The 23,104-nt window shown below is 65.9% G+C and carries 15 protein-coding genes; 6 read left to right on the top strand and 9 right to left on the bottom strand.

The window, feature by feature from the left end; all coding sequences use genetic code 11:
* Positions 1-201: 201 nt before the first annotated feature.
* The 3 genes from BKE41_RS23795 to BKE41_RS23785 form a co-directional block, all read right to left on the bottom strand.
* Positions 202-714, bottom strand: a complete 513-nt coding sequence (locus BKE41_RS23795) for a hypothetical protein (RefSeq protein WP_012321480.1) — start codon at positions 712-714, stop codon at positions 202-204.
* Between the two features lie 1,444 nt (positions 715-2,158).
* On the bottom strand, positions 2,159-2,383 hold the full coding sequence (locus BKE41_RS23790; RefSeq protein ID WP_012321479.1) for a hypothetical protein: 225 nt from the start codon (positions 2,381-2,383) through the stop codon (positions 2,159-2,161).
* A gap of 351 nt (positions 2,384-2,734) precedes the next feature.
* Entirely contained in the window at positions 2,735-3,493 is a 759-nt protein-coding gene (locus BKE41_RS23785) for a sugar transferase (protein ID WP_012321478.1), read from the bottom strand.
* Between the two features lie 1,187 nt (positions 3,494-4,680).
* Between BKE41_RS23785 and BKE41_RS23780 the strand changes: the two genes are divergently transcribed.
* Positions 4,681-5,826: a glycosyltransferase gene (locus BKE41_RS23780; RefSeq protein ID WP_024828730.1), complete on the top strand. Its 1,146-nt coding sequence runs from the start codon at positions 4,681-4,683 to the stop codon at positions 5,824-5,826.
* 125 nt (positions 5,827-5,951) lie between these two features.
* On the opposite strand, the gene BKE41_RS23775 is transcribed toward BKE41_RS23780, so the two are convergent.
* From BKE41_RS23775 to BKE41_RS23750, 6 genes are all read right to left on the bottom strand, one after another.
* Positions 5,952-7,295: an NAD(P)-binding protein gene (locus BKE41_RS23775; RefSeq protein WP_029360244.1), complete on the bottom strand. Its 1,344-nt coding sequence runs from the start codon at positions 7,293-7,295 to the stop codon at positions 5,952-5,954.
* 520 nt (positions 7,296-7,815) lie between these two features.
* Complete coding sequence (locus BKE41_RS23770) at positions 7,816-9,303, bottom strand: hypothetical protein (RefSeq protein WP_012321475.1); 1,488 nt, start codon at positions 9,301-9,303, stop codon at positions 7,816-7,818.
* A gap of 150 nt (positions 9,304-9,453) precedes the next feature.
* Entirely contained in the window at positions 9,454-10,812 is a 1,359-nt protein-coding gene (locus BKE41_RS23765) for a polysaccharide biosynthesis/export family protein (protein ID WP_012321474.1), read from the bottom strand.
* A gap of 279 nt (positions 10,813-11,091) precedes the next feature.
* Positions 11,092-12,507 (bottom strand): lipopolysaccharide biosynthesis protein, encoded by a 1,416-nt coding sequence (locus BKE41_RS23760; protein WP_063110079.1) that lies wholly within the window; start codon positions 12,505-12,507, stop codon positions 11,092-11,094.
* A gap of 243 nt (positions 12,508-12,750) precedes the next feature.
* On the bottom strand, positions 12,751-13,812 hold the full coding sequence (locus tag BKE41_RS23755) for a glycosyltransferase family 4 protein (RefSeq protein WP_024828732.1): 1,062 nt from the start codon (positions 13,810-13,812) through the stop codon (positions 12,751-12,753).
* A gap of 181 nt (positions 13,813-13,993) precedes the next feature.
* Entirely contained in the window at positions 13,994-15,016 is a 1,023-nt protein-coding gene (locus BKE41_RS23750) for a glycosyltransferase family 2 protein (RefSeq protein WP_071000180.1), read from the bottom strand.
* 666 nt (positions 15,017-15,682) lie between these two features.
* Between BKE41_RS23750 and BKE41_RS23745 the strand changes: the two genes are divergently transcribed.
* The 5 genes from BKE41_RS23745 to BKE41_RS23725 all read left to right on the top strand — a co-directional run bounded on the left by BKE41_RS23745 (position 15,683) and on the right by BKE41_RS23725 (position 22,890).
* Positions 15,683-16,447 carry an HAD family hydrolase gene (locus BKE41_RS23745; RefSeq protein WP_071000179.1) on the top strand — a complete coding sequence of 255 codons (765 nt, stop codon included), beginning with the start codon at positions 15,683-15,685 and terminating at the stop codon, positions 16,445-16,447.
* Positions 16,444-17,751, top strand: coding sequence for a glycosyl transferase (locus BKE41_RS23740; RefSeq protein ID WP_024828734.1), 1,308 nt, complete (start codon positions 16,444-16,446; stop codon positions 17,749-17,751). Before BKE41_RS23745 ends, BKE41_RS23740 begins: the two co-directional genes overlap by 4 nt.
* A gap of 270 nt (positions 17,752-18,021) precedes the next feature.
* Positions 18,022-20,040, top strand: coding sequence for a glycosyltransferase (locus tag BKE41_RS23735; RefSeq protein ID WP_024828735.1), 2,019 nt, complete (start codon positions 18,022-18,024; stop codon positions 20,038-20,040).
* 1 nt (position 20,041) lies between these two features.
* Complete coding sequence (locus BKE41_RS23730) at positions 20,042-21,706, top strand: Wzz/FepE/Etk N-terminal domain-containing protein (RefSeq protein ID WP_012321467.1); 1,665 nt, start codon at positions 20,042-20,044, stop codon at positions 21,704-21,706.
* A 71-nt stretch (positions 21,707-21,777) separates the two neighbouring features.
* Positions 21,778-22,890 (top strand): glycosyltransferase, encoded by a 1,113-nt coding sequence (locus BKE41_RS23725; RefSeq protein WP_012321466.1) that lies wholly within the window; start codon positions 21,778-21,780, stop codon positions 22,888-22,890.
* The last annotated feature ends 214 nt before the right edge of the window (positions 22,891-23,104 follow it).

Below are 23,104 nucleotides of genomic sequence, written 5' to 3'. Positions count from 1 at the left end.
TCACCCGCCGCCTTGACCTGCCCTCAACGCCCCCATCACGCGAAGCGGCGATCCCTCTCGCAGAGAACTCTCTCAGCCGACGCCACCCAGAAACCGGTCCGCGGTCGTCACCGACGATCGCGCCTTCACCGGCGACGAGGGCGCCTGCGCTGCAGCCATCGCCCCGGCCCTCTGCGCCTCTCTCCGACCTGCGGCGAGGCGTCAGTAGCGCGGCGAGAAGTCCATCCCTGTCACGACGGTGAACACCGGCGGCGTACGGTCAGCGAGCTCGATGCGCGTGGGATCTTGCGATCGCTCGGTCTGAACCGAGGGGCAGAACAGAGTGGAGGGCAACTCGGCCTTCGGCGAGAGGACCCGGTCCAGAGGAGCCGGCCTCGTCATGGCGGGCTTCGGATCCAGCCAGGTGCCGGGCATCACCTGCTGTCCACAATTGCCGACGACCGCCTCGTGTATCGTCCCATCGATCGCGGCGGAAACCACGCAACTGGCGGGGTGATACACCAACTCGTACTGGAACCTCCTGCTCGCGTCGGACTCGGTTCGGAACCGGTCATCCAAGACCACCGCCGTGTGGGGGCGGTCGGTTGTACCGACGACATAGAGCCGGCCAGTGGCGATGGCAGCGACCGTGATATCGGAGGCGGCCGAGGCGGACATGCTGAAGACAAGCGCCAGCGCTCCTGAGAGCGCCGCAGTCGAAATCAAGCCGAGCATCCTGCCCTCACCCTCAACCCGTCACCTGACCAGACCCGACGCGATCGTATCGCAGATATCGCGAGCCGCGGCCGCACTCTGAACAACGAAGCCCACGGCCATTTTACCTAGCGATGATCAGTACCCATCACTCGATAGAGGTACATCGACATGCCATCCACCGGAATATCGGGCCGGATGGTCCGTAGATCCAACGCACGGGCGCCGGCCCGTACCTAATCGCGTGCCAACACGCTCCAATCTCGACGAGAGCCTATACGGGACGGGCCCCGAGGCATCAACGAACGCACTTGCCCATACTGGAAATCGGGCACCGTCTCGATCACTGATCGATAACTTCCAGATCTCGGACCGAGACGCGAGTTCCAGCCGCCAAGTTCGTCGGCGCAAGCACTTGCCTGGACCTGCGGCGCCCGCAGACTTCGCCGCGACGGTGCTTTAACCCCCACTCCTTCCGGCTGCGGCGCCGTGATCCGCGCGCGTTCGGACGGATGGCGTCGCCGACGTCCCGCGTCGATCGGTGCGCGCTTCACGCCCGCTGAGAGCCGACCGCGCCGATGAAGCGAAGGCTGGGCAGGAGCGGACAGTGATGCATCGCTAAAATCCCACATTGAAAAATCTCAATACATAATAAACAGCACCAGACAGAACCACACCCGCAGCGATCCAGATAAATATCAACACCCAGCGATCGAAATACGCCACATCGTCGTCGGCATAGTTTATTGCACAGGGAACACAATAAATTCCAGAATGCTCCACCTTTGCACCACACGTTTGGCAAACACTGATCGAAGAAGAGCGCTCTCTGGCGGTCATTCTGCGCGTGCGCAGAGGCAGGCCAAAGTGCCAGCGTCGAACGCCAACTCCCGTCTCCCAAAGCCTCATACCAGCACTCGCCATCCCACACAGGCGAATACATTAGACCCGACCGATGAGTCCCCACGCTTCGCCGACTTTACATACCAACAAAACATATATCAAAATGTGAATATTGTCAATTTCAGCACGATGACGCACCAGACCCGAAGCCTCAGTCCGGACATTTCAGAGATCTTCCGTCCGCAGGAAGCTTAGTCGTTCTGGCGACCAAGGTCGAACGAACACTCAGATCAAATCCGCCGAAAATCGCGCAGCCACCGCGGGTCATCGCGCGCTCCGATCCGTGCGATCCACGACTCATCGCTGCGCCCGAACGCCCGCAGGGCACCGCCTGCACAGCAGAGGTGCCGAAGGGATCGAACGTCGGCGACTCCGTTGCGATCGCGCCTCCGGCTGAGGTTTGGCTCGTCAACGGCGATCATCGACGCAGTGCCGATCTGTCCCCGCCGCGATCCGGTGCTTCGACGGTGGGCAGCCGCGGCGACGGGCCCGGGTTTGTGAAATCCCGGGATGGGCCGCTTGAGCCCGGCGAAGGCTCGGCCGGGCCGATGTTGCGCTCGCCTCAGAAACGCTTCGCCGCGGCGGCCCGACGGTGCAGGACCCAGCGCGAAGCCCGACACCACAGCTGCGTTGGCAGCCAGTACAGCGTTCTTGCCGCACCGATCCCGGCCATGATCGCCACGAACACGTGCGCCAACAGATCGAGGATCAAGCCGGGCGGCTCGTCCACCTCGATCCGATCATACCAGATCGGATCCTCGTGCCGGCACGGTTCATGGTTGACCATCGCTGGATTCTCCGCGGCTCGATCCGACGAACGAGCAAGCTGTCGACCGGTCTCGTCGAGGCCAAGACCCGAGTCTCAGGCTCCGCGCGCCGCGTGGCCGTCTCCGGCGCTGCCGGGTGATGGTCTCGCGCACCCCGAGGTCCGTGATATCGTCCACGTCGCGACGCGGCGCGAATAGCCGCCCGGCGACGTTCGTCCCGTCGATCCGCACCTCGGAAAGTGGTTCGGGTCACGCCGTCGCACCGCGCCGGAGCCGAGGCCAGGGCCAGCGGCGTCGGAGCCGTCCCAACCCCGATTGCGCCGGGGCGCGCCGCAATCCGGCGAGGTGCGGCGCCGCGGGCCGCCCGTGTCTCATCGGCTCCCGCGCTGCGCCAGAACCGCGGGAACGGTGCGCAGCATGATGGCGAGATCCCGGTGCAAGGTCCACCGGGTGGCGTAGTCCAGATCCAGCGCCACGCGCTCGGCATAGGTCGTGTCGGAGCGGCCCGAGACCTGCCACAGCCCGGTCACCCCCGGCGGCACGGCGAAACATGTGGGGAAGGCCCGCCCGTAGCGGGCGACTTCGGCCGGCACGATCGGGCGCGGACCGACCAAGCTCATCTCACCGCGCAGCACGTTCCAGAGCTGCGGCAGCTCGTCCAGCGACGTCTTGCGCAGCACGTACCCGATGGCGGTGACGCGCGGATCGTCGCTGAGCTTGTGTGTGGCCGCCCATTCGGCCCGGGCTTGCGGATTTGCGGCCAAGTGCGCCGTCAGAACGGCGTCGCCGTTCGTCACCATGGAGCGGAACTTGAGACAGCCGAAACGGCGCCCGTCCCGTCCCACTCGCATATGGCGGAAGATCGGTGCCTTGCGATCACCGGCATAGACCAGCGCGGCGATCAGGAGCAGCAGCGGCAGGAGCAGAAACAAGGCCGTGGCCGCCACGGTGATGTCCAGACCGCGCTTGGCGGCCCAGCCCAGCCGCAGACCCCGCGCCACGAACGGCGCCGCTGGCAGAACGGCCTCTGCGACCGCCTCTGCCGCCTCGCCCACTTGGTCCGCCAGCTCAACACTGTACTGCGGTGCACGCAAGGTAGGCTGAAGCGGTGGGCCGACGTCGCGCAGCATGGTTTTGGCTCCTCGTGACGGCAGGGGGCCGCCGGGTGCAGCAACGATTAATCAATTGTTAACGATCCGATATCAAATCATCGCGTCTGTATCAAGCTTAGCCGCGCCCTATATGTCAGTACATTTTTCACTGTAAATTGTAAGAATAGATTTCGATCTTGCAGGCTGAAGAGAAGTGGCACCGTGACTCTGTCCCGCGACGCCGCAACGAATCGGGTTCAGCGTCGCCATCCCCGCAATGTCGCGAGACACCTACCTCGGCCGGATGCTCACCCATCATTGTGCACTGCGTGCGTCCGGGCCGAGGAATGCCGCGCATTCCAACGGTTGATGATCGAGAGCTGAGCCACGCCCGGCTCTGTGCTTTTTCCGCGCGAGCGGCCCTCATCCGGATCGGGGCGTCCTCGCGTGGGGAACGCTGTGCAATGTCCGGAATCCCCGGCGCAGGTATTCCGGAAGGTGGCCGCGGCGGCGATCGCCAGGATGCCGCGGAATGGCTCCGCCAGATCAATTTCGTCTCGAACGCGGCCATGACAACGGAGAGGGCGCTCTCTATGGGTGGGCTGACGATACAGTACGTCGAACGCCGTCGACGGGCGGGATGCGCACCGGATCGTGGAAATCGGTTGCCGCGCCGCAGCAGGACGCGCGTGCGCGGCCGTGGTCCGACGCCGTCGGACTAATCACTATGGCGGCGGCAGCCTCGGCGTGACCCGGATGGACGAACTCAGTATCCTGCGGATGGCTAAGCGGCATCCGACGTGCAGGAGCGGCGACAATGCCGAAGTCAGTGCGGGTTGGGGCGGCTTATGACGCATGCGCCGAGAGAGAGAGAGAGCAGGGTGCCGAGGTGCGCGGCGCGCAGAGCGGTCTCCGCCCGTTCGGGCGAATGCCGGGAGACCCGAGCCTGATGCGGATCCAGAGAATACCCGCCCGGTCGGCACGCCCTGTCCGGACCACCGCCGCACAGCGGATGTCGTGAGACTCATCGCGACCTTCTGAATTCCGCCACCGCCGGCAGCACCCGAGGCTCGGCTCAATCTGGTCCAGCTGATGGCGCCCGTATCCGATCAAGCTGAGAACATCGCAATCATGGTCCCTTGCCTATGGAGCAGCTGCCTGACAGCGGCAGATTGGACATCCGCCGGCCCGACCTGCGCGATGACCGTGGAAGCAGGGTCCGATCGATGAGGGTCGCGATCGTCCATTACTGGCTCGTCGGGATGCGAGGCGGCGAGAAGGTCATCGAGGCGCTCTGCGATCTCTATCCGGAAGCCGACATCTTCACGCACGCCTACGCGCCGCAATCCATGTCGCCGACCATCAGGGCACACCGGGTCAGAACCTCGTTCATCGGCAGATTGCCGTTCGCGACCAGCCGCTACAAATCCTATCTGCCCCTGATGCCGATGGCCCTCGAGCAGCTCGACCTGCGGGGATACGATCTGATCATCAGCAGCGAATCGGGTCCGGCGAAGGGGATCATCCCGCCCTCGGACGCGCTGCATATCTGTTACTGTCACTCGCCGATGCGGTACGTCTGGAACATGTACCATGACTATCGCGAACGGACTGGGCTGCTCACGCGCATGCTGATGCCGCCGGTGGCCCACTACGTGCGCAACTGGGACGCGGTCTCGGCCGGCCGGGTCCACGAGTTCATTGCCAACTCGGACACGGTCGCGCGGCGCATCGAGACCTACTATCGGCGCCAAGCCAAAGTCATTCATCCGCCGGTGGATACCGCCGCTTTCGAGACTGTTCCGGACAGCGAGCGCGGTGACTACCATCTGATGGTCGGCGAAATGGTCCGCTACAAGCGGCCGGAACTGGCGATCCAGGCCTTCAACCGGTTGGAGCAGCCGCTCGTGGTGATCGGCGGCGGCGAGATGCTGCGCGAGCTGCGCAGCATGGCCGGCCCGCACATCAAGATCCTCGGTCCGCAGCCCTTCGAGGTGTTGAAGCACCACTACGCACGGTGCCAGGCCCTGATCTTCCCCGGGGAGGAGGATTTCGGCATCGTTCCCGTCGAGGCCATGGCGAGCGGCCGGCCGGTGGTCGCGTTTGGCAAGGGCGGCGTCACCGAGACGGTCATCGACGGCGTGACCGGGACCTTCTTCCACGAGCAATCCGTCGACGCGCTGATCGATGCCGTCCGACGCTGCCGGTTGATCGGCGTGGAACCCGAGCGCCTCGTCCGCCGCGCCGCCGACTTCGGCGTCGGCCGCTTCGCGGACGAGATCAGGCATTTCGTCGACGGGGTGCTGGCGCGCGAGCGCCTCGCGGCGCCGCGCCCGCCGCGCGAGTCCAGCCGCGCCTACCTGGTCCAGTGACACGGTCCCGCGACAGCGGCGGGCGGATCCGGGGGCTGCGCTGAACCGCCGAGGCGACGACCGACGAGCGGGTGGCACCGGTCTCAGAGGGCGAGGCGGCGCGTCCTCTGGTCGGATCGCCTCGACTAAGCGTCGGCCGTGCCGGCCGGCATCAGATGGGCCGCCGCGTTGAGGGTCGAAACACGGGCCGTCGGCTGGTAGTCGAAGCCACCCTGCCGACCGAACGACTCGATCCCGAAATCGCTGAGCTGCGAGAGCGCGCGCGACACCCGCTGATGGGCCTTCCCCGTGTAGACGGGATAGGCACAGGGCACCATCTGACTGCCCTCGCAAACCAGATCACCGGCGAAGAGCCCGTTCTTGGCGACGTGCGCCCGAAAATCCTGCTCGGCGATCGTCACGGAGTCGCCGGCATGTCCGGCAATGACCTCGACTCCGAAATACTCCCGCCCTTCCACCCGACCGTAGAAATCCGAATACATCGTGAGCCGCTTCCACGCCCCGTCGTGCGCGAAGTTGTAGAGCACCGAACAATCGAAGCCGCGGGTCCCGCTGAAGCTGAAATACAAGCTGATCAGCGTCACCGACGCGAGACCGGGATCCTCCCGGATACCGCAGAGCGCAAGCGCCCGAGCAATGGGAATCGTCGAGATGAGTCGATTGGCGGTGAAGCGGCCGCTCTCGGTGCGGACATCGAATTGCGTCCCGCGCCGCGTGATCGATACGATCCGCTGACCCATGTGAAAGGCCGAGCCGCGCTGCCGGAGGGTCCGCGCGGCCACCTCGTAGAGGGCGTTGAAGCCTTCGCGGGGCCGCGCCAGCTGCCGGTTGGTCGGACCCGGCGAGCGATGCCGGCGGACATAGCGCAACAAGACGCGCGGCGTGGCGTGCTCCTTGATCCAGAGCATCCGCTTCTCGGCGAATTCCAGATCGACCCAGTCGGCCGGCACGCCGAAGAACCGCTTCATGTAGCTCTCGAGGCCGGACCGTCTGAGCAGATAGTCACCGATCCAGTAGCGGGCGAACTCCCGCGCATTCCCGATCTTGCGCCGCGCCACGCGCGAGAACGCGGCCGACAGCGCGATCCTCACGATTCCCCACGGGCCCGCCCGGACAACATCGTCCCGGATCGACAGCGGGTATGAGGTCACGAAAGCCTGAGGTGTCAGCTTTCCCCACGTCGGCTTGATCGGAACGTAATGCTCCAGCAGTTCGGGAAAATACTTCAGCAAAGGCGAATCGTCTTGAAAGATCAGGCTTCCGACATCGAAGGTATACCCCTTGATAGCCCGGTCGATATGGTTTCCCCCAAGATTGGGAAATTCATCGATGACGGCAATTCTGCGACACCCGAGATCGTGCAATATAGAGGCTGAGACGATGCCGGTAATCCCGGCCCCTAAGATGATCGCATCGAACATCTCATCTTCGGATCGCCCGTCGCCGTCGAGATTCGAAGAGTCGGTCATGCTTCTCTTTGCACCGGCAATGGCGTCAGACGAGATAGGACGATGGCGGAGCATGGTGATCGCCCGGGCAGAACGTGATTACCACCGCCGAGAGCTCGAATCATACCGAAGTTTTCGCATCGACACCATAAGAACCGACCGGAACCAAGTCGTCACCAGCATTAACGATCCGGAATATGTAAACATGCCATGGCGCGGGCCGAAACACCGCCTATGGTCCAACGACAACCCTCGCCACCCGTTTCGAACGGGCCGAGCGGCGCCCGCCGCCGTGCGGCCGGCAGCGGCAGCAACGACCGCTCGGCAGCAGAGTAAAATGGATGATAAGCCCGATACATACCCTTGAGCCACCGGATCAAGAGAGTCGAATCTGCCCAGCAGCCCCAGGTGTTTCCTCAGAACCGCGAGCCATGTCGGTGTCGGCCATCGCGGCGCGACGGCGCGGACCTCAGTGTTTCTCCCGGAGCGGCACGCGGACAGGCGGCTTCCGGTGCCCGTCATCGGCTCGCCGAATCGGCGTTCAGGCCCGCTCCGACGTGCCGAGTGATCCACTCCGAGCCAGCTGCCGAGCTGGCTCAACGAGCCGGGCCTGTATCGCGGCTGCGGCCGGCGCGATCGAGGCCGCGGAAACACTGCGCCCCCCGACCGGACCGCGTACGGGATAGGCGCACGCGGTCGCGGCAAAGATATAGAACATCAGGCCCTGATCGACCGTCGGACCCGCGATGATGCTGCCGGAGAGCAGGCACAGGCAGGCGACGCGGCCAGCGGCGCGGATATCGCTCGCGTAGGTGCGCGGCGCTCCGCGCCGAAATCCGAACACAGAAGCCAGGAACAGCACGTAGAACACGGCTCCGGGTATCCCGACATTCGACAGCACCGCGAGAGGAAAGCTCGACGTGCGGTTGGTTCCGAGGCCGACGCCCAGGCCGTTCGAGTCGACGAAGTTCCGCCACGCGTAGGCGTTCCAGGCCGAGCGCTGAACACCCGAGCTTGTCTCGGCTTTGCTCAGAACAAGCGTATCGACGTAATCGTAGACGCGCTCGGCCACACCGTTGACGGAGAGGGCCAGGAGCACGAGGACGCAGAGGACCAGCGGACCGGCCACCACCAGTCCGGCACTGAAACGGTCCTGCCGATGCGTGCTGCAACGCATCAGCGCGATCGTGTAGAGGATCGCTATCAGGACCGCGGCGCCGACCAGGCCGGTCGAGGATGTCGATAGGATCACGAACAGCAGCGAGATCAAGGCGAGCGGTCCCGTCACCGAGGGCTTGCGGCCACAGAGCCAGAGCATGCCGGTGAAACCGCAACCGCCCAGCGTCATCCCCGCGAAGGCCGACGCCTCCGGCCAAGCCCCGATGATCCGCCGCATACTGCCGACACTCTCCTCGTCGTGGAACGTGTACTGAGCGTTGCGAATGAACTGCAGGACCTCCTGAGTGCCCGTCGCGGCGGTCAGCACATCGATGATGCCGAAGCAGATATTAGCGGCCACATAGATGATGAGCGCTCTCGCGAGCGTCTCGATCCCGTTCTTGGTGGATCCGAAAGCGGTGATGACACTGAAACAGACCAGATCGCCGATGAGATAGATCGGCTGCGTGAAATTGCTGGAGACCGGGCCCAGGGGAACGACGCCGTCGCTCGTGATCAGATGTGACGAGGTTCCCAGCGGCACGATATAGGTCTGGCCGGCGAAGAGCCGGGGCAGGATGTAGCTGCTCGCCACCCCGTAGAGCGTGAGGCAGAGAAGCCAGAAGCCCGCTTCCGGCAGGCGGAAGGAGCTCAGGACCAGTGTCGAGATGTTGCGATAGAACAGTGTCGCAATCATCAGAAACACGAGGAAGAGATGCGCCGGCTGCACGTTGGCGCCGCCCAGAAGAAGAGCCGCGGCCGATCCGAGATTACAGAAGACCACGAAGGCGATCACGACCGATTCCCGGCCGAGCAGGAGACAGAACAGGCCGACGACGACCGTGATGGCACCTATCGGTTCGAAGCTCATGTCAGGCCGGTCCAGGCATGATCGACGACGGGTCGGCAGCGGCGCTCGGGCGACGCATCACCGGTCGGACGGTCGAGGCCGGGCCTGTATCGGACGATCGCGTCGCCTGATCGCCCCGCCGATCGATGCGACGCGCACGCACCGGCCAGCTCAGCGATTGGCGCTGTCGGTCGGCCGGTGTGGCGCGTCCGAAGCGGCCGGACCGCGACTCACCGGCGCGCCCGCCGATCCGTGCCGCGGCGTCGGGGATGACCGCGTCTCCCCGGGTTTATCGGCCGGCTGACGCACGAGCGTCACGCGCACGACGTCGCCGGGTTCGACGACGGCCTCCTCCGAGGCGAGCCATGTGCCCGCCTTCACCCCCTGCTTTCGAGTGATCTCGTAGCGCGCGCTCAAGGTTTCGGACGCGTCATCGGTGTTGCCGACCATCTGCGACTCGGCGTCGGCCGTGAGCCGCTCGGCCGTGCGCGTCTTCTCGTCGATCGAGGCGAGTTTCTGACGGACATCTGCGGCCTCCGACAGAGCTTCGCGGCGGAACCGGGCTTTGAGGTCGATGATATCGCGCTCGGCGCGCGTGAGGCTCTGCTGAGCGCGCAGCATGGCAACCTGCACGTCGAGCCGGCTGCTCTCGAACGACGCCTGACTCTGCTCTGCGGCGAGCTTTCGCGGGGCGATCGTGAGCCCCTTCGAGACCAGATCGTTGATCAGACCGAGTTCGCCGCGGCTGAGCTCGATCTGGCGGTCGAGGGTTTTGGATTTATTATCAAGGGTGCTCATCTCATTCTGGAAGCTGGCGATCGACTGCTCAATCGCCTTGATCTCGGCCTTCAGCGCGTTCCGACGCGTGTCGAACAGGAGCTGTTCACCGCGAACGGCCTGCTCCGCATACGTCTTGTCCACTGTGCCTCTCAGATCGCCTCCGAACGCGATCGTCTCCGCGCCCCCGATCTCCGCCTCGAGACGGGCCAGCTTGGCGGCCAAGCCGACGCGCTCCGCGGCCAAGTTTCGCAGCTCGCCGCGCGACGTGACCGCGTCGCGCTGGATGCTGCGCGGATCGGTGCCTCGCATCAGGCCCTGAGCCGTGCTCACGGCCTGCAGTACGGTCAAGCCAGGTTGGTACTCGTACTTGCCGGGCTGCTGGACGGCGCCGATGATGTAGAATGGACGGTAGGTCGCGACCTCGACGGAGGCCGCAGGCTTCTCCGCGAGATCGGCCACCTGCTTCAGCGCGACACCGATGGCGTTCGCGAGATCGATCGGCGTCCCGCCCGCCGCCTTGATCTGTCCGATCAGCGGCATCGACACTGTTCCATCCGCCGCGACGACGAATTGACCGTTCAGTGCCGTCCACGAGTACGCTTCGCCGGTGTTGCGACGCAGATCATAGACGCGGATCGTCAGATGATCCTGAGGGCCGAGCACGTATCGACCCGCCTCGTCGGCGGCCGCATTCGCGAGCGGGCCGCCGAACAGCAAAATGCAAGCCGCCGCACCTACACGCAGACGCATCAAATTCTCCTCGACCGCACCCAGATCTTGAGTATGAATCTGTGCGCCGCGCCGGCCCTACGGTATCCGAAGCACAGAGTCCCGAGAGCCATATTGAATCGTAGCAGACGCGGCCAGATTAGCCAAGATTTATCGATCCCAGGTCTGTCTTGCGGCCGGCGCCTTTCCGAGTGGTCGGCGCAGGTTCCACTAAGATTTCATGGCGCGCGGCCCTGTGTGTCAGACCGATGACCCCGATGAGTCCAGCGATATTCGCCCCCGGCCCGCTCGAGATTGACCTCAGGGACGCAAGGTCCGCAGGCGAAATCCGAGCAGAAGCATGGTCAGGCTGTAAGCCGCCACGCCGCTGAAGATCATGGCTGTCAGAAGACCGGTGAGCCCGATATCGACGCGGCTCAAGACGACCCGCAGCGCGAGAACCGCCGCCGTCATCACCAAGCACGAGAGGCCGATCTGCCACAGATTGCGGATCTGTCTCGCCACACCCGCGCCGACGAGACGCCGCGCATAGAAGGCGCTGATCAAGAAGTGAAACAAGGCGGTGGCAAGACGCGCGTAGATCATCACCATCACGCCGCCGAGGTAGAAACCTATTGTCATGCTCAAAACTTTCACGATCGACTCGTAGAGCGTGATCTTGAGCATCACATTCGGCTCGTCCATGGCCAGACAGAGAGATGAAACCGGCTGATAATAGGCGGTGAACATGATGGCCAGCGACAGCCAGCGCAGATAGGGTGCTGCGGAACTCCACTGCGAGCCGAGGACGACGCTCACGATCTGGTCGGCGGTCAATGCAATTCCCACTCCAGCCGGGAGCGCGATGATCATCGTGAGTCGGGCCGCCTTCAGGAAAGCAGATTGCAAGCGGAGGCGGTCATCGGCGATCGTCGCGAACGCGGCCATGACGGGCCGCATGGCAGGGCCGATGACGCTCTGGGTCGGAAGGACGGAGAAGTCGCTCGCGACCCCGTAGCGACCGAGCACGGCCTTGTCGACGTGGTAGCCGAGGAACATGCGATCATACTGCCAACTGAAGGCAGCGAGGATCTGAGAGGATGTGAACCAGCCCGTGAACGCCGAGAAGGCGCTCAATCGCTCCAGGGAGAGCCCGGGGCGGTAAGGCGCCAGCACGTAGGACAGGATGGTCGGCAGGATTGCGGATGCGGCCGGATTGATGACCAGGGCCCAATAACCGGCCCCCAAATAGAGGGCTCCGATGGAGATCAGGGCCGCGACCGCCTTGCCGGAAAAATCCGCCAGAAACGACGCCCGGAAGTCGATGTTGCGGAACAGGTGCACCATGGCCGGGCTGTAGAGGCTTCGCGCGATCGGGGCCGACGAGAGCGCGAGCGTGATGGCGATGAGGCGGGCATCGCCGTAGATGTGGGCGACGGGCCATGCGGCAGCCACCATCAGGACGGCGATCACCCCGCCTCGGAGAAGACCCAGCGTGAATGCCGTATCCAGATGCGACTTCTCGATCTTCGGCAGGCGCAACAGGGCTTGAACGAGCGGGATCTCGAGGATCATCTCGACGATGGAGACCAGGGACGCGGCGATGGCCGTCAGGCCGAAATCGGCCGGTGACAGGACCCGCGCGAGAATGAGCAGCGTGCCGAGGTCGATCGCGCGCGCTGAGATCCGTGCGGCGACACTCCATCCGGCGCCGCGCAGCGTCTTAAAGGCGAGCATGAACGTGTCCCACGGAGCGATGACCGTCGTCACACCCGCCCGAAACGACGCCGCGCCTCGTCCTCACGACATCGATCCGGATCTGGGCAACATGGCGTCTCCGATCCTGACCCGCTCTGCAAGGCAGTCCTGGACCAGCATCCGGCAGCGGCATCAATCTAGTCACTTCGGTCAGCTTGCAATCGAGCCGCGGTGCGTCGCGGACGCGGCCCGGTGCCCGGGTCCCGCGCACTGGAATGCGCATCACCCCGCGAGGCCGGCAGCGCGCCGATAGACCGTCAAGGTCTCGTCAGCCACCCGGGCGATGCGCAGGTTATCCAGGTTGATCTGACTCCTCGCCCTCCACGCGCTCAGCTGCGCCGGGTCGGTCGTGAGTGCGATCAGCGCTTGCGCAAGCTTGTCCGGATCGCCGGCCGGGACAAGAACGCCCGCCTCCCCCCCGCCGAGCAGCTCGGGAATCCCGTCGACGTCGGTGCCGACGATCGCGCAACCCGCCTCCCGGGCTTCTGACAGCACGAGCGGAGCCGGATCGGCGTGGGACGGGAGGACGAAGATGTCGGCGCCCAGCATCCAGCGGTAAGGATCATCCCGCGGACCGGTGAAGGTGATGGCATCCGCGCAGGCGAGCGCGCGCGCGGTCCGCACGTAGGCGTCCTGGTGAGGACCACCGCCGACGACGTAGAGCCGCATGGCGCGATTGTGGGTGAACGCCGTGTCGAAGGCCTTGAGCAGATCGGGCAGTCCCTTCCGGGGATGCAGGCCTCCGACGAAGACGATGGCGGGATGATCCAGGCTCTGCGGTTCCTCCGAGCGGCCGCGCATGCGGGCCGAGCCGATCGTCCCGTTGAGCACGACGTCGATGCGGGAATCCGCGATGCCGCGCTTCCGCATCGACGCGGCGACCGCGCCGCTCACCGCGATGACCCTGTTTCCAAGGCCCATGAGGATCGCGCCCTTCTCGAACTCATTGTGGACGGTCGTCACGAGGGGAACGCGCAACAGCTTGCAGGTTGGCCAAGCCAGGACGGCGCTGGTCATCATATGGGCATGGACGACATCGGGACGCCAACGCCGGAGCACGCCGCCACATCCGAGGAATGACTTCAGGATCTGGGCCGGCGCGCGCGCGTGGCTCGCGAAGATCGACTCGACGCCATTGGACTGGAGCAGAGCATCGAAATCCCCCCCCTGACTGGCGATCGCGACCTGGTGTCCGGACTGCGCCTGCTGACACGCGAGATCGACGGCCGCGTGGACATGGCCGTTCAACCGGCGCGTATGGTTCAGCAGATGGAGAACACGCATGATTCACTAGCGCTCGTGTCAGATCCGAGCCTCGGCCTGCGCTGGGGCCCATGCAAGCTGCGGCGCTGATTAAGGCGCGCGATACGACTCCAGCCGAACAGGAGAGCCGCTACATATTTCAGGCATTTAGGTGTAAAAACGCGACCCGACGCAAGAGAAAAATCCGTCGATTTACTGATTTTCAACAAAGCCCCGCGCCTATCCTGGCGCGCAGGATCTGGCGGACCGGCCGGCGCTTGATCGAGAAGCGGAAGGCGAGCAGCGCCTGTGCGCAGCGAACGGGCGCGAGAAACGTCGCGGCAACGAAGAGCGCGTTCGCGACCTTCCACTTCAGCGAACGCGGCTCGGTCAGGACAGATCTGAGCAGGCACAGGAACGGCCGACCACCGTACCGGACACCCCGGAGGATCGCCATGCAGAACTCGAGGAACTGAAAATAGTACGTCTTCTCCGGCTCGATGAGCGAGACCCCGGGCCGCCAATTCCGGAGCAGATCTCGCAGATGTTTCAAACGCGACTGGAAGCGCTGCAGGTCCCGCTCGAAGGTCGCCGCCTGCGGGACGCGCCCCAGACCCGAGTCATTCCGGCCGTGGACGCGGTAGAGCCCGAGACTGTCGGAGAGACTGACGATCTCGCCCATGAACGGGGCGGCCAGCAGGATCACGCCGTCGACAGCTTGGTCGTAGTCACATTGATGGAGCAGGTCGCAAACGTCGCGACGGAACACATTCCCGGACGTGGGCGGCGTCTGGTAGACTCCGGATCTAAGGATGTCGTTGACAGTCCTGTCCTGCCCGCGGAACGCGTCGAGAGCGGGATAACGATCCGCCAGCACTGCTCCCGCGGAATCGACGCACGTCAGACAAAACTGAAGTTTGGCGACATTCGCGTCCAGCGCCGGCAGGATGCGGTCGAGCGCGCCAGGCAGGAGCTCGTCGTCCGCGTCGAGAAAGAGCAGAAACGGGGCCTGAGTCTTGGCCAATCCATAGAGGCAGGCCGCCCTCTGACCGCCGTTCGGGATCCGGAACGCGGTGATGCCGGACCGCTGGATAATTGACCACGAGTCATCCGTCGACCCATCGTCAATCACGACGATCTCACAAGCGTCATTACCCTGAGCGATGACGCTCTGGATTGCTTGGCCGACATAACTCGCGTAGTTGAAGCAGGTGATGATGACTGCGAGTTTAGGATCCGTGGCCACGACAGATGTCTTTCTCGCTCGTCGCTTCGCGCTCCCGTATCTCACCGCCCCGAGCGCCCGACACAGGGTGGCTACCACGACACCTCACTGAAATCCACAGTCAAAACCCTGAAAGAGCGGCAAAAACTCAGTTCTGATTGCTGAATTTGGCACTGCCCATCTCGGCACTTGACGATGATCCGGGGCAAAGATCAACTCTCCGTGATCGCGAATTGATCGATAATCATCCCCGGCCGAGCCGGGACGCGGAAGATCGAAGCGCCGTCCGAGGACGCGAAGAACGTCGGTCGTCGCGGCCGGCGGTGTCAGCCCGTCCGCCTTCACGATGGTGGTTGTACCTTTGATCCCCGCGCCTCCACCAAACGGCGGTCTTGTTGGCCGTTTCCAGGCCTCGTATGGGCCCTCGATCCCGGGAGGCGAACTCCGCGGCCGGGCCGATCAACCCGCCTTTCCGGGGGAGCGTTGCCGTCTCTTCAATGCTTATGGATGTAGCAGCACGTCTTCATTCATGTCGGACGGGACAAATTCTTGTTATACTGCTCAGAGTACGGTTGTCGTGCGCGGCTTCGCGCCGACACGGCACCGTCATTGCAGGAGGCTGCCGGACACCGTCCGGCAGCCGGAAATCGGGTTCGGTCGCAACCGATCGGGAGAGATCAAGCCACCATGCACCTACCCGAGACGGCGGCCCGAATCGTATCCTGCGACGTCTTCGACACGCTGCTCCATCGCGACCACCGATCCGAGCGCTGCCGCTTCCACGACATCGCGACGGTCGCGTCGCGGGCGCTCGCGGCGGAGCACGGCACGGCGCCCCGTCCCGGCGCGATCTACGCCGCGCGCCTGCAGGTGCAGCGCGCGGCCTACCGCGCGCTCGACTTGGCCAATCCCTCGGGCGACGTGCGCTTCGCCGACATGCTCGCGGCCATGACGCGCGTCCTCAGCCTCGACGATCGTGCCGCGGACATTCTGTACCGGGCCGAGATCACGGTCGAGCTTGCCCAGTTGCGCGCGAATACCCCGCTGATGACCTGGCTGAAGCGGCGGGCGCAGGCCGGGGACAGGATCATCGCGGTGAGCGATACCTACCACCGCGGCGCGACGATCGCGCATCTGCTGGACACGCTTGCTCCAGGCCATCCCGTCGCGCACATCTACACCAGCGCCGATCACGACGCGACCAAGCGGACCCGGGCGCTCTTCGACGTCGTTCTCCGGAACGAGAAGGTGGCGCCCGCCGAGATCCTCCACCTCGGCGATGACACGCTGGCGGACGTGACCATGGCCGCCGCCGCGGGCCTGCGGACGGCACAGCTGCTCCGGCCGCGCCACGTGGTACTGCGTCGCCGCCTCGATGCCGTCCGCGCCCGCGCGATGCACCGGCACTGGATCGGTGTCGCCCGGAACGGGACCAGGAGGACCGGGCCGTGACCGCCGCCGACGCCGCACGCCGCGCCGCCGGCGACGACGCGGTCGCGTTCGGGCAGCGCGTGCTGGGTCCGATCCTCGCCGAGTTCTGCCTACGCCTCTGGCTCGTGGAACGCTTCCTCGCGCCGGACAGGACCGTCCTCCTGTTCTGCGCCCGGGGCGGCCTGCGCCTGCAGCTCGTCTACGCGCGATTCCTCCGACAGACCGGTCTGCCGCAGAATCTCCCGCACGCGTCCCTGATGGTGTCGCGCCTCGTGGCCGCCCGCACCGCCTTCGATCCGCCGAGCCCGGGCGTTCTCTCCGAGCTCGGCCGGGAGTTCAGCGGCCGGTCGATGTCGGAGATCGCGGCGGCGCTGGCGCAACGCGACGATCTGGCCCTGCCGGCGTCCTGGGACGCGCCCTTTCAGGACGCGACATTCGCCGCGCTCCTGGCCGGCAACGAGCCCGGCGTGGCCCGACTGCACGCCGCGGTCGCCCAGCAGGATGCCTGTTTCCGCGCGCATCTCGATGCCTGCGCGGGCCCGGCGCGCCATTGCGTTCTGGTCGATACCGGGCTCTACGGCAGCACGGTCCGCATGCTTCAGGAGGGCCTGCCGGAGCGGACTTGGTCCGGGCTCCAGTTCGCCCGCTGCAACTACAAGCGCCTCGCCACACCGCATTTCCGCCGCACGCTCGGCCTGAGCGTCGAGAGCGATTGGTACAAGCCCTGGGACGCGCGCACATCGGTGCTGCGCTTCTGGCACCTGATCGAGGCCTGCCTGGAACCGGACCTGCCGAGCGTCCGCACCTTCGCGCAGCCCGTCCCGGGATCGCCGCCGCGGGCCAATCTCCAGGAAGACGGCTGGGAGGCGCGGATCGCATCGACGCGGCCGGACCTCTTCACGGGCGTCCTGGCCCACATCGACCGCCTAGGCTCCGAGAGCGTCGCGGCGATCCCGGACGACGCGGCGCGGGCGTGGACGGCCCTGAAGAAGGCAATCATCTGGCCGGATGACCGGGCCGTCTCGACCTTGAGCCTCGGCGGCAGATCCCGCGATTTCGGACGCGTCGAGTTGAGCGCGCAGTACGCCGCGCCACGACCGACCCGGCCCGTGCAGCAGATCCGCGACAGTCTCTGGCGCGAAGGCGCGCTTCTCCGCTGCTTCCCGCGGGCCGGTCGGCTCCTGCTTCCCGTCATCGAGGCGGTCTACGCGGGACGCGCCGTCCACAGAGAGGCCACGTCCCGTCTCCGGCGAAGCCGCGAGCCCGCGCTCGAGGCGCGCGCGGACCCGCCCCTGTGGCGTCGGCAGGCCTCCGGCGCGAACTGAGGACTTCCAGGTGCCGTTGAATGCAGCGCTCAGGCCGCCGCTTCTGCATTCGGATTTTCTTGTAGAAAGTCGAAGCGCTGGCTATAAAATAATTAGCGCCGCGATTTTTTGCCTATATTAAATATAGAATTTCTGCGTGCGATCGGGGTCGTGCGCGATCCCGGCTTCCGAGATCGCGGGCCCGACCGCGCCGCTCTCGCGAAAGGTGAAACACTCTTGTTCTCGCATTCGATCCAAGAAGCGGGCCTCCGACGGGAGTAGAGCGACAGCATGACGGCAGTCGGATCGTTTGGAATCAACGGTCGGTTCCTCACCCAGCCGATGACCGGGGTTCAGCGCTACGCGATGAACGTCACCCGGGCGATGAGCGCGGCCCTGGCCGCGCGGGGCGAGAGCGCCCCCTTGCTGTCCGTGCCGGACGCGGAGGATCCCCGGCTCGCGGGCACGCCGCTCCGCACCGTCGGACCCGCGGCTGGGCATGCCTGGGAGCAATTCGTCCTGCCGCGCGCGTGGCCCGGCCGGTTGCTCAACCTCTGCAACACCGCACCCGCGCTGAAGACGGATCAGGTCGTCTGCATCCACGATGCGAACGTGTTCAATGCGCCGGAGAGCTACAGCGCGTCGTTCCGGACGTTCTACAGGACACTCCAGCCGCTTCTGGCCCGCCGTGCCGCGCGGATCGCCACCGTCTCGACCTTCTCCGCCGGGCAGATCGCGAACCATCTCTCTGTGAGGGCCTCCGACATCGCCGTCCTCCCGAACGGGCACGAGCACGTGCACGCCTGGGATCCGCGACAGGCCGTCCGAGCCCCGGCGGGCCTGGACCGGGACTCCGACGGCCTGGAACGCCCCTTCGTGCTGGCCCTCGGGTCCCGCGCCCGTCACAAGAACCTCGATCTGCTCTTCAAGCTGGCGCCGGCCTTGGGCGAACTCGGGCTCGACCTCGTGGTGGCGGGCGGCCAGGCGACCATCTACGCCGCCGAGGACTTGAAGCGCGGCGAGAATGTCCGCCACCTCGGCTTCGTCACCGACCACGATCTCGCCTACCTGATGGAACGCGCCCTGTGCCTGGCCTTCCCCTCCCTCACGGAGGGGTTCGGGCTCCCGGCACTGGAGGCGATGGCGCGCGGCTGCCCCGTCGTCTCGACCGACCGCGCGAGTCTGCCGGAGATCTGCGGGTCGGCGGCCCTGCTCGCTCCGCCGGACCGGCCGGACCGTTGGATCGCCCAGATCCGCGCCCTGGCCGCCAGCCCGGACCTGCGATCGGACCTGATCGGCCGCGGTCGCGATCAGGCCGCCCTCTTCTCGTGGGAGGCTTCGGCGCAGGGCTACCTCGATCTCATGCGCGGGCCGAAGGTGCGGCCGGCCGCGCAGACGGCGGCGCGCGACGCGGCACCGGCGCCGCCGCCGAGCATCGCCGTCGCCATCGCGACGCTGGGCCGCCCCGAGGTGGTGACCGGCACCCTCGGGCGGATCCTGGATCGGCAGACCCTGAAGCCCGCCGCCATCCTGATCTCCTGCGTCACCCCGGACGATGCCGGCGAGGCGGCCACGTGGCCCGGCGTGACGGTGGTCACGGGGCGTCCCGGCCTCGCCACTCAGAGAAATGCCGCCCTCGCCGCGCTGCCCGAGGCGATCGATATCGTGGTCTTCTTCGACGATGACTTCGTCCCCGAGGCCGGCTGGCTCGAAGCGGCCGCGCAGCGCTTCGAAGACGAGCCGGACATCGTCGGCCTGACGGGCGACGTCGTCGCGGACGGCATCAAGGGGCCCGGACTGCGCTTCACCGAGGTCGACCGGATGCTCGCCGCGCTGGGTCCGGTCGAGCCGGCGGCGCCCATCGAGGCCTTCAGCCCGTACGGCTGCAACATGGCGTTCCGTCGCTCGGCCATCGGCACGCTGCGATTCGACGAGCGGCTCGTCCTGTACGGCTGGCTCGAGGACCGCGATTTCGGCGCCGCTCTGGCGGCCAAGGGCGGCCGGCTCGTCAAATGCCTGGAGGCCCGCGGCGTCCATATGGGCGTGAAAGGCGGCCGTATCTCGGGCGATCGGCTCGGCTATTCGCAGATTGTCAACCCGTTATACATGCTGCGGAAGGGCACGATGACCCTGTCTCAAGTCTTCGGCCAGATCACCCGCAACGTTCTCAGCAACGTGACGCGCTTCGCGGCCCCCGAGCCGTTCATCGACCGGCGCGGCCGGCTGCGCGGCAACCTGCGCGGCGCCGCGGACGTGCTCCTGGGACGGCTGGAACCCGAGCGCGCCCTGCAGATCCGGCGGAAAGCGTGAGATGAACATCTACAACACCACCCGGATCGCGCCGGACCCTTCCCAATCCGTTACCCATTTCCCGGAGGCGGCGTCCGTCGGCGTGCAGGACGGCCCGCTGGCCGTCGTCTCGGCGGCCCTCAAGGCGGCCCGCCGGCACAAGTTGGCGGTGGCCGTCTGGGTGGTCTTCTGCATCGGCTGCGCGGCGCTCTACACCGTGACGGCGACCCCCTCCTACACGGCGACCGCGGTGCTGCTGCTCGAGCCGCGGCGCCCGGTGGGCGCGGGCTCCTCCGAGGGCGCCCTGATGCCGAGCCTCGATGTGGGCCGGGCCGAGAGCGAGCTCCAGGTTCTCCGCTCGGAACGGCTGCTGGCGAACGTGTTCAACAGTCTCCAGCTCGCGAACAATCCGGAATTCGGCCCTCCGGAAGCCGAGAGCCCGAGAGAGCCGGCTCCGAGCGCCTCGGAATTGTCGGGGCTGCGGACCGCCCCGCCGTCGACGGCGGCCATCCTGCAGCAGAGGAAGTTCGAGAACTTCGCCGAGCGCTTCACCGTCCGGCGCGTCGGCCAATCGTACGTCGTCGAAGTCTCGTACACGTCCAGAGATCCGAACCTGGCGCGGCGCGTCGCGAACGCGGCCGTCTCGGCCTATCTCCTCCAATCCATCGCTGCCAAAGCCGATGCGGCGAAGAACGGCGCCGAGTTCCTCCAGGGACGCGTCAACGCCCTCGCCTCACAGGCCCGGTCCGCCGCGGCGGCCGTCACCGAGGGCACGCTGCCGGACGCGCCGACCCCCGATGCCGATGCGCGGGTGATCGGCGCGGCACTGCAGCCCCTCAAGCCCTCGGCCCCGCGCAAGACCCTGATCCTCGGCCTCGGCGCGATGATCGGCCTCGTGGGCGGGTTGCTGGCCGTGGCGCTGCTGCAGGCGTTCGACCGCAGGATCCGGACGCCGCAGGATCTCGTCCAGCGGGCCGGCATTCCCTGCCTCGCCGTGATGCCCGAGGTCCTGCGCAAGACCGCCGACGGGCGCCGCGAGACGGTGGATCTGCGCAACGTCAACGCGCCGTGGTTCCTCAACGTCAAATTCTCCACGGGTGTCCGCGATCTGCGGACGTCGATCCAGCTGGCCCTCTCGGCGCGCGGTCACGATACCGACTGCGTCATCGCCCTCATCGGCTGCACCCCGCGCACGGGCACGACCCTGATCGGCCTGAGCTTGGCGCGCCTACTGCAGGAGGGGGGCCGGACCGCTCGGCTGATCGACACCAACATCCACGGCGCCGGAACCTTCTTCCTGACCCCGGACTCCAAGGCCGGCGTCGGCGCGAGTCTGGCCGACCTGATCATCAATCCCAGCCATCTGGCCTTGGCCAAGTTCGTGGATTTCGGCGGTGTCTCCGTGCTGCCGTCGCGGTCGCCGTACACGGCGGTCGGCACCGGCGTGTCCCTCAGTTCCTCGATCTTCCAGAGCGTCATCGACCAGATGCGCCGGGGCGGCTACGTCATCCTCGACCTGCCGCCGCTCTCCGTCTCGGCCGAGTCCCGGGTCGCGGCCCGTCGGGCGGATGTCGTGGTGATCGTCGCCGAGGCCGGGCGGACCACCGTCGACGAGCTGTCGGACGCGGTGAACGGCCTGATCGGTGCCGGCGCGAACGTGATCGGCGCCGTTCTCAATCGCGCGTGAGTCGGGCCCCGGCACCGTCGACGGGTCCGCGCCCGGATCGTCGGAGCTCTGAACGGAAGGAGTTGGTTGGGATGCCGGCCGGAAATCGTGAGAAGTTCCAGATCCTCTATCTTCAACCTGGGACCTCCGTCTTTGCCGGCATTGAGCGGGTGGTCGACACGATCGGCGCGGAGCTCGCGGCGACGTGCGGCACCGAGTTCGCCATCGACGTGCTGCGGGTCACCCAACACGAGAACTATCCGGCGGAGCCGCGACATTACAGAAGCATCTTCAGGCCGGTCACGTCGCGCCTGCACCTGATGCGGATCTTTCGGGATGTCAGCAAAGGAGGTCGCTACGATCTGATCATTGTTCCGCAGATCGAGCCGACAGTCGTCTTCTGGCTGGCCCGGGTGGGCATCCCGCAGCGGATCACGATGCACCTGCACGGCAACCCGCGGCGCGAATCCGGCAGCCTGAAATCGAAGATCAAATTCTTTTTCCTGAAATACTACGTTCTACCGCGGATCACTTCCGTTTTCGGGACGTCGCCGCGGCAGCTGAGAGCGTTCGAAGCCGATTTCAAATGCAGGCGTCCGATGTATTGGGTTCCCAATCCGGTCAGGCACTTCGAGGCTCCGGGCGAGGACATCAGGCCCGACCCCGCCGTCATCACCTTCGTGAACGTCGGACGTTACGCCTTCCAGAAAGGCCAGGACCTTCTCATTCGCGCGTTCGCGAGAGTGTACGAGCGGCGCAGGAACGTGCGCCTCAACCTGGTCGGCCACGGATCCGGCAAAGCGGCGCTGGCGGAACAGATTCGGGCGCTCGACCTGTCCGACGCCGTCCGGCTGATCCACTACCCGGACGACCCGCAACGAGCGCTCTTCGTCAGCGACGTCTTCGTCGCGACGTCCCGATGGGAGGGCTGGTCGCTGGCCATCTGTGAAGCCTTGCGGTGCGGACTGCCCGTCATATCCACCGATTGCGAGTTCGGTCCCAGCGACATCTTGGTCGATCAACGCCTCGGGCGCCTGGTCGCGCCCGACGACGAGGACGGACTCGTCAGAGCCATGGAATATTATTGCGACAATATCGAGCCAGAACGGTCGTTTTCCGATTTCAGGAAGGACTACATTGACCAGTACAGCGCCGAAAAGGTCGTGCACATTCACGCCGACGCGATCCGGCAATCGGCATGCTGAACCTCGGTCAGCCGTCGGTCGAGCAGCGGCCCCGTGCTCCCTCGGCCCCTGCCGTTGGACGGCCGTCGCATCTGCGAACCGCATCAGCGACGTTCAACACCCGGACCGCGCCGCGGCGCGTCATGGACCACGGTCCGCACGATCGCGCGCATCCATCGCGTCGGGATGGGGGCGGATCTATCCATGGCACACATCCGCTTCGCACCGCGAACTC

Origin of the sequence: Methylobacterium sp. C1 (assembly GCF_001854385.1) — a bacterium.
Lineage (GTDB): Bacteria > Pseudomonadota > Alphaproteobacteria > Rhizobiales > Beijerinckiaceae > Methylobacterium > Methylobacterium radiotolerans.
The sequence above is the reverse complement of the archived record's forward strand: the minus strand, read 5'-3'. Positions and strand labels throughout refer to the sequence as shown.